At 67.4% G+C, this 14094-nt stretch carries 17 protein-coding genes; 7 read left to right on the top strand and 10 right to left on the bottom strand.

Going from position 1 to position 14094, the window contains the following annotated elements:
* Nucleotides 1-10: 10 nt before the first annotated feature.
* From ASE76_RS03875 to ASE76_RS03860, 5 genes are all read right to left on the bottom strand, one after another.
* The gene (locus ASE76_RS03875) at nt 11-499 is read right to left on the bottom strand and encodes a hypothetical protein (RefSeq protein WP_055834868.1); all 489 of its coding nucleotides are present in this window, start codon (nt 497-499) and stop codon (nt 11-13) included.
* Nucleotides 496-867 (bottom strand): hypothetical protein, encoded by a 372-nt coding sequence (locus ASE76_RS03870; protein WP_055834864.1) that lies wholly within the window; start codon nt 865-867, stop codon nt 496-498. Before ASE76_RS03870 ends, ASE76_RS03875 begins: the two co-directional genes overlap by 4 nt.
* 72 nt (nt 868-939) lie before the next feature.
* Nucleotides 940-1338, bottom strand: a complete 399-nt coding sequence (locus ASE76_RS03865; RefSeq protein WP_055834861.1) for a hypothetical protein — start codon at nt 1336-1338, stop codon at nt 940-942.
* A gap of 63 nt (nt 1339-1401) precedes the next feature.
* Nucleotides 1402-1566: a DUF1328 domain-containing protein gene (locus ASE76_RS19865; protein WP_082447885.1), complete on the bottom strand. Its 165-nt coding sequence runs from the start codon at nt 1564-1566 to the stop codon at nt 1402-1404.
* 228 nt (nt 1567-1794) lie between these two features.
* On the bottom strand, nt 1795-3135 hold the full coding sequence (locus tag ASE76_RS03860; RefSeq protein WP_055834858.1) for a CHASE3 domain-containing protein: 1341 nt from the start codon (nt 3133-3135) through the stop codon (nt 1795-1797).
* 130 nt (nt 3136-3265) lie between these two features.
* Here ASE76_RS03860 and ASE76_RS03855 point away from each other — a divergent pair, with 130 nt between their 5' ends.
* The gene (locus ASE76_RS03855; protein WP_055834854.1) at nt 3266-3898 is read left to right on the top strand and encodes a response regulator transcription factor; all 633 of its coding nucleotides are present in this window, start codon (nt 3266-3268) and stop codon (nt 3896-3898) included.
* A gap of 72 nt (nt 3899-3970) precedes the next feature.
* Here ASE76_RS03855 and ASE76_RS03850 read toward each other — a convergent pair whose 3' ends face one another.
* A complete protein-coding gene (locus ASE76_RS03850) occupies nt 3971-4393 on the bottom strand; it encodes a response regulator (protein WP_055834852.1) in 423 nt (140 codons plus the stop codon).
* A gap of 406 nt (nt 4394-4799) precedes the next feature.
* On the opposite strand from ASE76_RS03850, the gene ASE76_RS03845 reads away from it, so the two are divergent.
* On the top strand, nt 4800-5288 hold the full coding sequence (locus tag ASE76_RS03845; RefSeq protein WP_236698318.1) for a lipocalin family protein: 489 nt from the start codon (nt 4800-4802) through the stop codon (nt 5286-5288).
* 102 nt (nt 5289-5390) lie between these two features.
* Entirely contained in the window at nt 5391-7346 is a 1956-nt protein-coding gene (locus ASE76_RS03840; RefSeq protein ID WP_236698339.1) for an AsmA family protein, read from the top strand.
* Between the two features lie 36 nt (nt 7347-7382).
* Here ASE76_RS03840 and ASE76_RS03835 read toward each other — a convergent pair whose 3' ends face one another.
* The 3 genes from ASE76_RS03835 to gpmA all read right to left on the bottom strand — a co-directional run bounded on the left by ASE76_RS03835 (nt 7383) and on the right by gpmA (nt 10515).
* Nucleotides 7383-8150, bottom strand: coding sequence for a molybdopterin-synthase adenylyltransferase MoeB (locus ASE76_RS03835; RefSeq protein WP_055834847.1), 768 nt, complete (start codon nt 8148-8150; stop codon nt 7383-7385).
* Between the two features lie 66 nt (nt 8151-8216).
* A complete protein-coding gene (locus ASE76_RS03830; protein ID WP_055834845.1) occupies nt 8217-9656 on the bottom strand; it encodes a S41 family peptidase in 1440 nt (479 codons plus the stop codon).
* A gap of 115 nt (nt 9657-9771) precedes the next feature.
* Nucleotides 9772-10515 (bottom strand): 2,3-diphosphoglycerate-dependent phosphoglycerate mutase, encoded by a 744-nt coding sequence (gene gpmA, locus ASE76_RS03825; protein ID WP_055834843.1) that lies wholly within the window; start codon nt 10513-10515, stop codon nt 9772-9774.
* A gap of 117 nt (nt 10516-10632) precedes the next feature.
* Between gpmA and ASE76_RS03820 the strand changes: the two genes are divergently transcribed.
* From ASE76_RS03820 to ASE76_RS03805, 4 genes are all read left to right on the top strand, one after another.
* Nucleotides 10633-11040, top strand: a complete 408-nt coding sequence (locus ASE76_RS03820; RefSeq protein WP_055834840.1) for a rhodanese-like domain-containing protein — start codon at nt 10633-10635, stop codon at nt 11038-11040.
* Between the two features lie 47 nt (nt 11041-11087).
* Nucleotides 11088-11354 (top strand): glutaredoxin 3, encoded by a 267-nt coding sequence (gene grxC / locus ASE76_RS03815; RefSeq protein ID WP_055834837.1) that lies wholly within the window; start codon nt 11088-11090, stop codon nt 11352-11354.
* Nucleotides 11355-11479: 125 nt separating this feature from the next.
* Nucleotides 11480-11956: a protein-export chaperone SecB gene (secB, locus tag ASE76_RS03810; RefSeq protein ID WP_055834835.1), complete on the top strand. Its 477-nt coding sequence runs from the start codon at nt 11480-11482 to the stop codon at nt 11954-11956.
* Between the two features lie 58 nt (nt 11957-12014).
* Nucleotides 12015-13019, top strand: a complete 1005-nt coding sequence (locus ASE76_RS03805; RefSeq protein ID WP_055834833.1) for an NAD(P)H-dependent glycerol-3-phosphate dehydrogenase — start codon at nt 12015-12017, stop codon at nt 13017-13019.
* Nucleotides 13020-13189: 170 nt separating this feature from the next.
* Here the strand turns inward: ASE76_RS03805 and panC are convergent, their stop codons facing one another.
* A complete protein-coding gene (panC, locus tag ASE76_RS03800; RefSeq protein ID WP_055834829.1) occupies nt 13190-14020 on the bottom strand; it encodes a pantoate--beta-alanine ligase in 831 nt (276 codons plus the stop codon).
* Between the last annotated feature and the right edge of the window lie 74 nt (nt 14021-14094).

Below are 14094 nucleotides of genomic sequence, written 5' to 3'. Positions count from 1 at the left end.
GGGAGTCCTCTTAAGGCTGTTTTTTGGATTGCGTGATCAATGACAGGACGAAGCTGGATGCCTGCGAGGATTTGAGTGCTGCCACCGCAAGACCCCCCACCGAGACCAGCCGCCAAGGCTTCACCACTACGACTGCAGCGCCGACGCCCGCCGCAATGCCGAGCAGCCGGAAAGGCTTGCGTTCCGCGAAGTCGGCCACCAGGGGCTCGGCTATGGCGCCGACGGCGCGTACCGGGTGGAATTCCCACCAAGCCCGCACGCCGTACTTGGCGGCAGTCCAGAGATTCAGGGCCCGCTCGCGCACCGATGCCGTGTGTTCCTGCTCCGGCGCATAGCCCGATCCATCGAAAGATTCGTGCGCAACAGGACCGACCTCTTGCCGATGTGCCGTAGCCGAACGCGTCGGCTTCTTCGGCTTCGTCAACTGGGCTACCAACGCCTCGCGCGAAGCCTGCAGCCGTTCCTTCGCGCTGCGTTCGTCTTTTTCGGGGCCGGTCATTTTTGGTCTCCGGCAATGCGCAATGCCATGACATCCGCATCGAGCTGTGCTTTGATGTCCTCGAAGCGCTTGGCCGTGCTCGGCTTACGAGCGAAGACCAGCGCGATCAGCATCACCAGAAACACTGCACCTGGCACCGCCAGCAATGCCCAGTGAAAACCGTGCAGAGCGCCGAGCATCAGCGCCATTCCGGCCAATACGAGAAACACGCAACCCATCACCAACACCACACCCCACGCGGCGGCCTTCACCGCCACGCCGGTACCCATGCTCGTCAGTTCTTCCTGCAGCAACGCCACATAACCGGAGATGTGTTCCACCACCAGCTCGGGCTTGCGGATCAACACGGTGAACAGGGGATGGAGCATGGAGCGCAATCAGGTCGAGAGTCGGATGAATCGGGTGGAGGCTGCCCCGGCGCGGGGACAGCAGGCCAGAGATCAATAGCGGTTGCGCTTCGGTGCGTCGTTGCGCGTGGCGATCAGGATCAGCGCCGCGATGGCGGCACCGGTAGCCGCCGCGATCAGCACGGAACGCACGGGCTGGTCGGCCACGTAACGGCCAGTGGCATCGGCGTATTGCGACAGGCGTTGCTGGGCCTTGTACTTGGCATCAGACGCGTATTCGATGCCGCGGTTTGCCAGTTCTTGTGCACGGGCAGTGATCTGCTCCACCAGCGGATCGACGTCCTGGCGCAGTTCGCGAACCTTGTTGCCGGCCTTGTCGATGGAATCGTTCGCGAAGTTGCGGGTCGACTCGAGGGCCTTGTCGGCGCTCTGCAGGACGTCGTCCGAGATGTTGCGAGCGGAGCTTGCAGCCTTGTTGGTATTGATCGTCATGGTGTTACTCCTTTGGGTGGTTGAAAACTGATGGTTGAAGCCCGACCGGCGATGGCCGAGACTTCAACCCTTGCGGCCGCGGCCGACGAAGAAGCTCACGATCGCCATCACGGCGAAGATGAAGAACAGGATCTTGGCGATGCCCACTGCACTCGCAGCAACCCCGCCAAAACCGAAGACCGCCGCGATCAGGGCAATCACCAGGAAAACCACCGTGTAATGCAGCATGACCAGTCCTTTCGTCAGTGTGACAGAGGGTGCCTGACAGTCAGAACACCCGCTGAAAAGCTTGTGCCAAGCGTACGCAGACACCTGGCGAAGACCGATCAGCAGCCGGCCCGAGGCGGTGTCAGTACCTGAGGGCCACGCCTGTAGGAATCGGCTGACAAGGCGGCGCAATCGCTACCGACAGCCGTGGCTAGACGGTCGGCGCAGCGGGGAGGCGGATGGAGTGCGCTATGCCGAGGTGGGTAGCACGGCCGAGACGACCGTGCCTTTCCCCGGTTCCGAGACGATGGTCAGCTGCCCTCCGGCAGCCTCGACACGGTGCCGCATCCCGGCAAGACCGTGCGTGGCCGGAGCGACGGCATCGACCGCGAAGCCACGGCCGTCGTCGCGGACTTCGACCCGTGCGAAGCCGGGGATCGCGCGCAGCAGCAGCGTGACATTGCGGGCTTCCGCATGTTTGCCGATGTTGGTGAACGACTCCTGCACCAGCCGGTAGGCGGTCAACTGCGCCGTGTCGTCTAGCCTCACTTCCTCGAGGTCGGCCGAGATCGCGAACCCCAGCTGGTCGCCCGATTCGCGCGTCAGGATTTCCAGCGCCGCCACCAAGCCCAGGTTGGAGAGCGAGGACGGGCGCAGGTTTTCGATGATGCGTCGCTTCAGCGCGATTCCGCTGTTGAGCGTTTCCGTCAGGTGGAGCATGCGCTCGATGAGTTCCGGCGACTCGGTGCCGACCCGGGACTTGATCCGGGCCACGTCCAGCTTCGCGGCGGTCAGCAGGGATCCCAGTTCGTCGTGCAGCTCTCGCGCCAGATGGGCGCGCTCTTCCTCCCGCACCTGCTGGAGGTGGGTGGCCAGTTCGGTCAGGCGGGCGGTACGCTCGCGAACCTGCAGCTCCAGGTTGTTGCGCTCCTGCTCCAGGATGTCCTTCTGGCGGCGATCGGCGCTCTTGAGGGCATTGGTCTGCCGCAGGTACATGGAGAAGGCGAGCAGACCGGCCAGCGCGACGCTGGCGATGCCCAGCCGCGACAACTGCAGCGCGCGCACCACCTGCTGCTGGCCCGATTCGACCGCGCTGTGCGTTTCGGCCATCAGCTTGCCGGTCTGGAGGCGGATCGCCTCCATGTGCTCCCGCCCGATGTCGGTGAGCAACACGAAACGCCACGCGTCTTCGTTGCCCTGCTTGCGCAGGGTCACGCTGAAGTCGATCTCGGCGAGTTTCTGGGAGAGTTCGCGGTTGAGGTCCTGCAGGTCCGCGCTGCGCGCCGGGGTGGTGCCGTAGAGCTTTTCCAGCTCGTCCATCGTCTGGCCGATGCCCGCGACGGCCTTGTCGTACGGCTCGAGATAGCGGGCCTCTCCGGTGAGAAGGTAGCCGCGCTGCCCGGTTTCGGCGTCCAGCACCTGCGTCATCAGCCTGCCGAGCGTGGCCCGGATACTCTGCGCATGGGCGATTTCCTGCAGGGCTTCGTGGGAGCGGCGATAGCCGGTTTCGTTGATGCCGATCAACAAAGCGGCCGCCAAACCGGCCGCCGGCAAGCTGAGCACCACACCGGGTATCGAAAACCTTCCCATGCAAACTCCGGTGGGCAGAATAATTCGTCAATAATCCAAGACGCAAATCGAGACCCCGCAGCCGGCCGCCGATAGCTTTGCGTGGGGCATTGTGCCCCCGCCCGGCAGCCCGACGCAGAAAGACACGGAAATGATCAAAATTGGAATTGTGGACGACCATGCCATCGTGCGATCCGGACTCAAGCAGTTCTTCTCCGACCATGTAGACCTGCGCGTCGTGGGCGAGGCCGGCAACGGTCGCGAGGCCATCGACCTGATCCGCAACACCGAGATCGACGTGCTGGTGATGGACCTGTCGATGCCCGGCCAGACCGGTCTCGATGCGCTCGGCATGATCCGCGCCAAGGCACCCGACGTCGGCATTCTGATCCTCAGCGGCTACCCCGAGGAGCACTATGCGATGAACCTGATTCGCCAGGGCGCGAGCGGCTACCTGAACAAGGAGTGCGAGCCGATCGAGATCGTCAACGCGATCCGCACCATCTCGCTCGGCCGCCGCTACATCACGCCGGCCGTGGCCGACCTGCTGGCCCAGCAACTCAACCGCAAGGACGACGCGCCGGTGCACGAGTCGCTGTCGGAGCGCGAATTCCAGGTGTTCCTGAAGCTCGCCAAGGGCGAAACGGCGGGCGACATCGCCAAGTCGTTGTCGCTGAGCGTGAAGACGGTCAGCACCTACCGCACCCGGTTGATGGAGAAGATGAATTTGGCCTCCAACAGCGACCTGACGTACTACGCACTCAAGAACAAGCTGATCGATTGATCGGCTGCTGGCCCGCTCGCATCGGACAGTGGGCCGGGTCAGTCGATAGCGGGCGGCGCCCCGCTCGCCACACTAGCGACTGCGCGTGATGCCGGTCGCTGGAGTGAAATCGGTGCTGGCCTGCGCCTTGCCCTGTTGCAGGCAGTAGTCGACCAGCAAATCGATTTCATTTGACTTGTCGAACACGGCGTCTGCGCCCAGTTGCATGCACCGTGCCCGGATGTCGCTGGTCGCGTAGTTGCTGAGCACTACCACCCGCTGATGGGGTGCCCTTTCGCGACAGGCGGACAATACGCCCAGTCCGCTTCCTTGCTTCAGAAATAAGTCCACGATCACCATAGACCACTGGTCGGCGCAGGCGCGGAGCCAGCGCGTGCCATCGGATTCTGACTCGGCCATCCCCACCACCTGGATGCCGGCGAGCTCCTCGAGCGTTCCGATCAGGTTTTCGCGGATGGTGGCGTTGTCTTCGACGATGAATGTCTTGAGTCCCAAGATGCGGCCGTGTGGCGTTGGTGCTGAAGAACCAACGCGTCTCGTGGACGCTTGGCAATCTGACTGAACTGTACCCATTCGCACGCAACAAGGGTGCCAGCCATCCCACAGGCGTCGTGTCGGGCGTGTCCTACGTGGGTACCTCCATCAGCCTGAGTGGATGCTGGGCACAGCAACTGTAGGCACGGGCTGACCCATGCTGGCGGACAGGGCTGACGGTGGCGCAGGCCGGAATTGCACACAGTTCCGAATGCTCCAATCTTTCAGTCTTCCTGCCGAGCGTGCCGGAGATTTGCTTTCCCGATCCCTCGCTGTGCGGTGTCGTCAAGCGGTGGCGGCTTCGATTTTCTTCGCTGCGTTCGCAGGGTTGGCGAATGCGGCGGACAGCCAAGCAAACCTGCCCACGGTGGCATCGGTCGATCTGCTGCGCTACGCCGGCACTTGGTACGAAGTAGCGCGCATTCCCAATTTTTTCCAGCGCAAGTGCACATCCGACGTGAGTGCCAACTACGCGCCCCAGCCCGACGGAACGATCACGGTCACCAACCGCTGTCGTCGTGCGGATGGCGAGGTCGATACGGTCGTGGGCCAGGCAAGGCGGCCGACCGTACGCGGCGAGCCTGTCGCGGACGAGGGGAGGCTGGAGGTTCGCTTCGCGCCCCGCTGGCTGGCCTTCATTCCGGCGGTGTGGGGCGACTACTGGATCATCTCGCTCGATCCGCAGTACACGATGTCCCTGGTCGGAACGCCCGACCGCCAGTATCTCTGGCTCTTGTCCCGCTACCCCACGGTAGGAGCCGACGTGGTGGACGAGTGGCTGGCCAAGGCCCAGGCCTTGGGTTTCGACACCGCCCACGTGGTACGGGCCGCCAGCCCGACCGATGCTTCCGATTGACGCGCGACCTGCCGGCCCGAGATCCCCATGAATACCACGACAACCGCTCCAACACCGTCCGCTCCGCCCATCCGACCACCGCGTAGAAGCCGCTTGCAGCGGGTGCTGTTTATCCTGCTAGCCATCGTCGTCGCCCTGGTGCTGCTGGTCGTCCTCTTCCCGTGGGACTGGCTGCGCGGCCCGGTGAACCGCTATGTCAGCGAGAAGACGGGCCGCAAGTTCGAGATCACCCGCCACCTCGACGTGAAGCTGGGCCGCACGACGCGGATCGTCATGGACGGCATCGAGTTCGCCAACCCGGCCTGGGCGCGGGAACCCTACCTGGTCAAGGCGGAGCGGGCCGAGGTCGGCATCCGCCTCTGGCCGCTGCTGAAGAAGCAGGTGGTGCTGCCCTTCGTGGTGCTGAAGCAGCCCGCGGTGAACCTGCAGGTGCAGCCCGACGGCCAGCGCTCGTGGGCTTTCGGCGACGACACCGGATCGTCCGGGACCGCGCCGAACGTGGGGCATCTCGAGCTCGACAACGGCACGCTGACGTATCTGGCGGCCGACAAGGGCGCCGACATTGCGGTGCGCTTCCAGTACGACGGCGATACCAGGACCACCGGTGCGGATGTGCTGCCGCTGCGCTACGACGCCACCGGGCAGTGGCGCAAGCAGCCGTTCTCGGCGAAGGGCCGCACCGGCAACGTGCTGCAGCTCTCGGCCGAACAAATCGCGCCGTTCCCGGTCGAGATCGACGCCAGGGCCGGCGCGACGCGCTTGGTGGTCAAGGGCAGCATCGGCAACCTCGAGAAGCTGGAGGGCATCGACGCCGAAGCCCGCATGCAGGGACAGAACCTGTCGGACCTCTACGAGTACATCGGCGTGGTGCTGCCGTCCACGCCGCCCTACGCCTTGAAGGCGCGGGTGAAGACGCAGCACGACGTCTGGGCGGTCGAGCAGCTGCAGGGCAAGATCGGCAACTCCGACCTGGCCGGCGACCTGAAGTTTGACAAGACCGCGGCCGTACCGTCGCTGACCGGCGACGTGCGTTCGCAGACCCTGGATTTCGACGACCTGGGCCCGCTGATCGGCATGGCGCCGTCTTCGGCTGACGGCGGCAACACGTCGGCGGCGGGCGACACCCCGGCCGTCACCAAGACACGCGCCCGCAAGCCGGTGCCCAAGGGCGGCAAGGTCCTGCCCGCGACGCCGCTGGATTTCAGCCGGTTGAAGGCGATGAATGCCGACGTGCGATACGAGGCCAAGCGGATCCAGCATATCAAGGAACTGCCGCTCGACAGCGCCCAGGCCCATGTGGTGCTGAAGGACGGCGCGCTGGCGCTCGATCCGTTGCGGCTCGGCGTGGCCGGCGGCACGCTGGCGGGCGCGGTGCGTGTCGATTCGGGCAAGTCGCCAGCGGCGGTGACGGCCAAGCTGGAGGCGCGGGCGATGAAGCTGCAGCGCCTGTTCCCGGCCATCGAGAAAACCAAGGGAAGCTTCGGGAACGTCACCGCGCGGGTCGATCTGGCGATGCAGGGCAACACCGTCGCCGCGATGCTGGGCCACGCATCGGGCGACGTCGGGGTTCTGCTGGGCCGCGGGGAATTCAGCAACATCCTGCTCGAATTCATCGGCCTCGACGGCGGCGAGGTGCTGAAGTTCTTCCTGGGCGGCGATCGCAACGTGCGCCTGCGCTGCGGAGCCGCCGCCTTCGACGTGAAAGACGGCCTGATGACCAGCAAGGCGATCGTGGTGGACACCACCGACACGGTGGTCGACGGCGAGGGCACGATCAACCTCGGCACCGAGGCGCTCCACATCGTCCTGAAGCCGCAGCCCAAGGACAAGAGCATCCTCAGCCTGCGCTCGCCGCTGATCATCCAGGGCACGCTGGGCGATCCGTCTGCCTTTCCCGACAAGGGTGCGCTGGCGGGCCGTGCGGCGCTGGCGGTGGTGCTGGGCGCGATCAACCCGTTCCTGGCCCTGGCCGCCACGATCGAGACGGGTCCTGGCGAAGATGCGGATTGCAAGCAGGTGCTGGCCCAGACGCCGGCGCCCGCGCCCAAGCCTCAGTAGGCCCAAAGAGCACTGCGAAGACCGAAGCCGGCGGGTTCAGCCGGCTTCGTGCCGCAGGGGCCCGCACACCGGGCATTGCGGATCGCACGCGGTTCGGATGTCCGTCCATTCCATGTGCAGCCCGTCCAGCATGCGCAGGCGCTTCAGCAGCGGCCGGCCGCGGCCCAGCAGGACCAACAGCGCATCGGCCGCCTGGGCGGTGCCGACCATGCCCACCAGCGGCGCGAAGACGCCCATCGTGGCGCAATCCGTCTCGCCGACCCGGGAATCGGGTGGAAACAGGCAGGCGTAGCAGGGCGCGCCGTCGGCTGCGCCCGGGTGGTAGGTGGCCAGCTGGCCGTCGAAGCGCAACGCGGAGCCCGACACCAGCGGCTTGCGGTGCGCGACACAGGCCGCATTGACCGCATGGCGGGTCGAGAAGTTGTCGGTGCAGTCGAGCACCACGTCGGCCTGGCCGACTTCCGCATCGAGCAGCGCCGCGTCGGCCCGTGCATCGATGGCACGGAACGCGACCAGCGGGTTCACGCCTGCCGCCGCCTGGCGGAGCGAATCGACCTTGCGCTGGCCGATCCGGTCCGTCGTATGGCCGATCTGCCGCTGTAGGTTGGTGAGGTCGACCACGTCGTCGTCCACCACCGCCAGCGCTCCGACGCCCGCGGCCGCCAGGTAGAGCACCGCCGCGCAGCCGAGCCCGCCGGCACCGACGACCAGCACGCGGGCCCGGCCGATCGCCTGCTGGCCCTCGATGCCGATCTCGTCGAGCAGGATGTGGCGGGAATAGCGGAGGAGGGTGCTGTCGTCCATGCGAAAAAAGCCCCGCCCGGCACGAAGCGCCGGCGGGGCGTGGCGCCGCGCGTGCGGCGCCGGGGATCAGTTCTCTTTCTTCTCGTCCTTGCGCTCGACCGTCAGGGTCTTGCTGGCGACGACCGGCTGGCCCTTGAGGCGGTTGAGCGCCTGTGCGAGCTGGAAGTCCTTGTCGGTACCGAACTCCGGCGGCCGCGGCGGGGTCTTTCGGGCCTCGGTCTCGGCTTCGAGGCGCTTGCGGGCTTCCTCGCGGGCCTTCTCGCGGGCTTCGTCCTTCTTCTCTTCGCCCTGGCCGCTGTTGAGGTGCTTCTCCAGGTCGGCCTCGCGGGTGCGCAGGGCGGCGAACAGGTTGCCTTCCAGCGTCTCGTCGACCATGACGTCGGGCACGATGCCGGTCGCCTGGATCGACTTGCCGCTCGGGGTGTAGTAGCGGGCGGTGGTGATCTTCAGGCCGGTGTCGGGGCCGAGCGGGCGCACCGTCTGCACCGAGCCCTTGCCGAAGGTCTGGCTGCCCATGATGGTGGCGCGCTTGTGGTCCTGCAGCGCGCCGGCGACGATCTCGCTGGCCGAGGCCGAGCCTTCGTTGACCAGCACCACGATCGGCACCGTCTTGATCGCGGCCGGCAGGCTGCGCAGCGGGTCGGGGCCGGAGCGGCGCACGTAGAACTCGGGCGACGCCTTGTACGTCGACTTGCTTTCGGCCAGCTGGCCGTTGGTGGTGACCACCGTCACGTCGGCCGGCAGGAAGGCGGCGGATACGGCCACGGCCGAGTCGAGCAGGCCGCCCGGGTCGTTGCGCAGGTCCAGCACCAGGCCCTTCAGGTTGGGCTCCTGCTTGTAGATCTCGTCGATCTTGGCGACGAAGTCGTCGACCGTGCGGTCCTGGAACTGGGAGAGGCGCAGCCAGGCGTAGCCCGGCTCCACCACCTTGCCGCGGACCGACTGGGTGCGGATCTCTTCGCGGGTGATGGTGACCGGGAAGGTGCGCGACTCGTCCTTGCGGAACATCGTCAGGGTGACCTTGGTGCCGGGCTCGCCGCGCATGCGCTTGACCGCGTCGTTGAGGGCCAGGCCCTTGACGGCGGTCTCGTCGATCTTGGTGATCAGGTCGTTGGTCTTGATGCCGGCACGGAAGGCAGGAGAGCCTTCGATCGGCGAAACGACCTTGATCAGGCCGTCTTCCTGGGTGATCTCGATGCCGACGCCGACGAAGCGGCCCGACGTGCCTTCGCGGAATTCCTTGAAGGTCTTCTTGTCGAAGTACTGCGAGTGCGGGTCGAGGCTGGCCACCATGCCGGAGATGGCGTCGGTGATCAGCTTCTTGTCGTCGACCGGCTCGACGTAGTCGGTCTTGACCATGCCGAAAACCGCAGCCAGCTGCTGCAGTTCCTCGAGCGGCAGGGGGCTCATGGCACTGCGCGCCACGGTCTGCAGGGACACCGTGGTCAGCGCACCGGCGAACACACCCACGGAAATCCAGCCAGCGATTCTCAGTTTTTGGCCCATACAACCTTTAGTAAGCCGAATCAATATACACGTTGGAAGCACTTGGGCCGAAAGGGTTCCGTGCTTGCCAGAGGACGCCGCGGGGACAAGGCGGGCGCGCCGCGGCCGTCCCCGGTCAGCCCTTGCCCTGGGCGGCCACCGCGGCGGCTGCGCGGGCGGCCGCTTCCGCATCGCCCAGATAGTAATGGCGCAGTGGCTTCAAGCCTGCATCCAGTTCGTACACCAGCGGAATGCCATTGGGAATGTTGAGCCCGACGATGTCGCTCTCGGACACGTCGTCGAGGTACTTGACCAGCGCGCGGATCGAATTGCCGTGCGCCGCCACCACGATCCGCTTGCCGGCGCGGATCGCCGGGGCCATCGCCTCGTTCCAGAAGGGCAGGACCCGCTCGACCGTGTCCTTCAGGCATTCGGTCAGGGGCAGCTGGCCGGGCTGGAGCTTGTCGTAGCGGCGGTCGCCGCTCTCGCCGCGGGGGTCGTTGGGGGCGAGCGGCGGCGGCGGGGTGTCGTAGCTGCGGCGCCACACCAGCACCTGGGCGTCGCCGTACTGCTTGGCCATGTCGGCCTTGTTCAGGCCCTGCAGGTCGCCGTAGTGGCGCTCGTTCAAGCGCCAACTGTGCACCACCGGCAGCCAGGTGCGGTCCATCTCGTCGAGGGTGTGCCACAGGGTGCGGGTGGCGCGCTTGAGCACGCTGGTGTAGGCCACGTCGAAGTCGTAGCCCTCGGCCTTCAGCAGGCGGCCGGCCTGCTTGGCCTGCTCGACGCCGGTGGGCGTCAGGTCGACGTCGGTCCAGCCGGTGAAGCGGTTCTCGAGGTTCCAGGTGGATTCGCCGTGGCGGATCAGGACGAGCTTGTACAAGGGGTGCCTTTCGGTGGGGTGGGAAGCGCCGGCAGGGGATTGGCGATGCGCATGCAGCCCGCCATTCTAAAATCGCGGGCTGTGCCTCGCCGACCTTCCGGCATCCCAAGGAACCCTGTGAAATTCATCATCGACAACTGGTCGCTCTTTCTCATCGCCATCGCCTCGGGCGGCCTGCTGCTGTGGCCGCTGGTCAAGGGCGCCGGTGCCGGCAACCTGACGCCCGCCCGTGCGGTGCAGCTGATCAACCGCGAGAAGGCGGTGCTGATCGACGTGAGCGAGACCGAAGAGTTCGCCCTGCAGCACGCGGGCGGCGCCAGGAACATCCCGCTGGCCGACCTGGAGACGCGCCTGCCGGCCGTCGTCAAGAACAAGGCGGTGCCGGTGATCCTGGTATGCCCCACCGGCGGCCGCGCCAACCGGGCGCTGGCCACCGCCAAAAAACTCGGCTACGAGCAGGCCCAAGTGATGGCGGGCGGGCTCAAGGCGTGGAAAGAAGCTAACCTGCCGGTCGACAAGGCCTGATCCGCGCCCCGGCGCCAGGCTGCTTCTCCAACCTTTTCGCGAGCCCCATGCAACCTGTCACGATGTACACCACGGCCGTCTGCCCCTACTGCATCCGCGCCAAGCAGATCCTGAAGTCCAAGGGCGTCGAAGCGATCACCGAGATCCGCATCGACGCCGACCCCGCCGCCCGCAGCGCCATGATGGAGCGCACCGGCCGCCGCACCGTGCCGCAGATCTACGTGGGCGACACCCACGTGGGCGGCTGCGACGACCTGATCAGCCTCGACGGCCGCGGCGCCCTGGCGCCGTTGCTGGCCGGCACCCCCGCCTGACGCACCGGCCGCGCCGGGCGCCCGAACGGGCGCACCCCGGCCGCCAGCGATAATCACCGCCCAGCGCCTGCTGCGGGACCTTCCCCGGCAGGCTTTGTTTTGACCTTTCGCACAGACTGACCACCATGGCCGAAGCCCCAGAAACCGTCCAGCAGCAAGACCCCGTGTTCCAGATCCAGCGCATCTACCTCAAGGACGTGTCGCTCGAGCAGCCCAATTCGCCCGCGATCCTGCTGGAGCAGGAGCAGCCCAGCGTGGACATCCAGCTGGGCGTGGACGCGCAGCCGGTGGCCGAAGGCATCTTCGAGGTGAGCGTCACCGCCACCGTGCAGACCAAGATCAAGGACAAGACCGTGTTCCTGGTCGAAGCCAAGCAGGCCGGTATCTTCGAGATCCGCAACCTGCCCGACGACCAGGTCGGCCAGATCCTGGGCATCGCCTGCCCGCAGATCGTCTACCCGTACCTGCGCGGCAACGTGGCCGACATCATCCAGCGCGGCGGCTTCCCGCCGGTGCACCTGGCCGAGATCAACTTCCAGTCGATGTACGAGCAGCAGCAACTCGCCGCCACCGCCGGCGAACAGGGCGGCCTGCCGCAGTAGGCCCGAGGTTTCGGCACCGGATCGGCCGCGGGCCGGCATCCGGCGCGGACTCCATGCTATGAAAATCGTAGTGTTGGGCGCAGGCGCCTGGGGCACGGCGGTCGCCTCTGCTGCGGCCGGCTCCGCCGGGAATGCGGTGACCTTGTGGGCGCGCGATCCGGCTGCCGCCGCGGCCCTGGTCGCCGACGGCCAGAACCGCCGCTACCTGCCCGACGTGGCCCTGCCGGCGGCGCTGGCCGTGTGCGCGGGCCCTGCCGCTCCGCTCGTCGCGCAGGCCGACCTGGTCGTGCTCGCCACCCCCATCGCCGCGCTGCGCGGCATGCTCGAAACGCTGGCCGACCACCCAGGCCCGGTGGCTTGGCTCTGCAAGGGCTTCGAGCCCGGCCGTGGCGGCGCCCCCGGACTGCTCCCCCACGAAATCTGCGCCCAGGTGGCGCCACGCCTGCGCGCCGGCGCCCTCAGCGGGCCCAGCTTCGCGCTGGAGGTGGCCCGGGGCCAGCCGACCGCCCTGGTCGCGGCCAGTGCCGATGCCGGCGTGCGCGCCGCGCTGGTCGAGGCCTTCCACGGCCCGGCGCTGCGCATCTACGCCAACGACGACGTGCTGGGCGTGGAGGTCGGCGGCGCGGTGAAGAACGTGCTGGCGATCGCCACCGGCCTGTGCGACGGCCTGCAGCTGGGCCTGAATGCCCGCGCCGCCCTGGTCACCCGCGGCCTGGCCGAGATGACCCGCCTGGGCCTGGCGCTGGGCGCGCGGGCCGACACCTTCATGGGCCTGTCGGGCATGGGCGACCTGGTGCTGACGGCCACCGGCAACCTGAGCCGCAACCGCCGCGTCGGCCTGCTGCTGGCCGAAGGCCGCACCCTGCAGCAGGCGGTCGATTCGCTGGGCCATGTGGCCGAGGGTGTCTACTGTGCCCGCACCGTGGTGCAGCGGGCCCGTGTGGTGGGGGTGGAGATGCCGATCGCCGAGGGCGTAGTGGCCCTGCTCGACGGACAGGCGCAGGCCGACGCGGTCGTGGCCGCGCTGATGGGGCGGGGTCCGGCGGTCGAGGTGGGCGGCTGAGGCTGGCGGCCGAGGCGGGCGGCTGAAGTGCCGCCGATACCCCGGTCAAGTACGAACAGGCCTGCAGCCGGCATCAGATGCCGGCCACTAGCTATCAAAAACGTAGCAAGCGCATCGTGTGCCGCTGCCTGTTGTCCCGCGGCCCGATGCGGTCGCGCTGCGCCTTCGGTTCAGGCGTCTATCTCGAGGTTGTCGATCAGCCGCGTGCTGCCCAGCCGGGCCGCGCCCAGGGCCACCAGTGCGTCGCCCGGCACGGGCGCAAGCAGGTCGCTGCGGCGGCGCAGCGCCAGGTAGTCGGGCTGCCAGCCGCGCGCGGCCAATGCCGTGGTGGCGCGCTGTTCGATCGCGTCGAAATCCCGGTCGCCGGCCCGCACCGCGTCGGCCATGCCGCGCAGCACCGCCGAGAGCTGCACCGCCTCGGCCCGCTCGGCGGCCGACAGGTAGCCGTTGCGCGAGGACAGCGCCAGCCCGTCGGCGGCCCGCAGCGTGTCGCACGCCACGATCTCCACCGGCATGGCCAGCTGCCGCACCATGTGCCGCACCACCATCACCTGCTGGTAGTCCTTCTGGCCGAACAGCGCGGCACGTGGCTGCACGCAATTGAAAAGCTTGGCGACCACGGTGCAGACGCCGGTGAAGAATCCGGGCCGAAAATGCCCTTCCAGGATGTCGGCCACCGCCGGGTCGGGATGCACCTTGCAGGTCTGCGGCTCGGGGTAGAGCGCCCGTTCGTCCGGGGCGAACAGCACGTCGCAGCCGGCCGCCCGCAGCTGGGCGCAATCGGACTCCCAGGTGCGGGGATAGGTGTCGAAATCCTCGTGCGGCAGGAACTGCAGCCGGTTGACGAAGATGCTGGCGACCACCGTTTGGCCGTGGCGGCGCGCCTGGCGCACCAGGGCGATGTGGCCCTCGTGCAGGTTGCCCATGGTGGGTACGAAGGCGACGCCGCCGAGCGGGGCCAGGTGGGCGCGCAGGTCGTCGAGGGTGCGGGCGATGTGCATCGGGTCGGTCTTTCGTCGGAAGGGCGGACGGGGCGTGCGGCGCCGCGGGCGATGGGCGCACCGGGCCCCGCGGC

Source organism: Xylophilus sp. Leaf220 (assembly GCF_001421705.1).
Classification (GTDB): domain Bacteria; phylum Pseudomonadota; class Gammaproteobacteria; order Burkholderiales; family Burkholderiaceae_C; genus Xylophilus.
The sequence above is the reverse complement of the archived record's forward strand: the minus strand, read 5'-3'. Positions and strand labels throughout refer to the sequence as shown.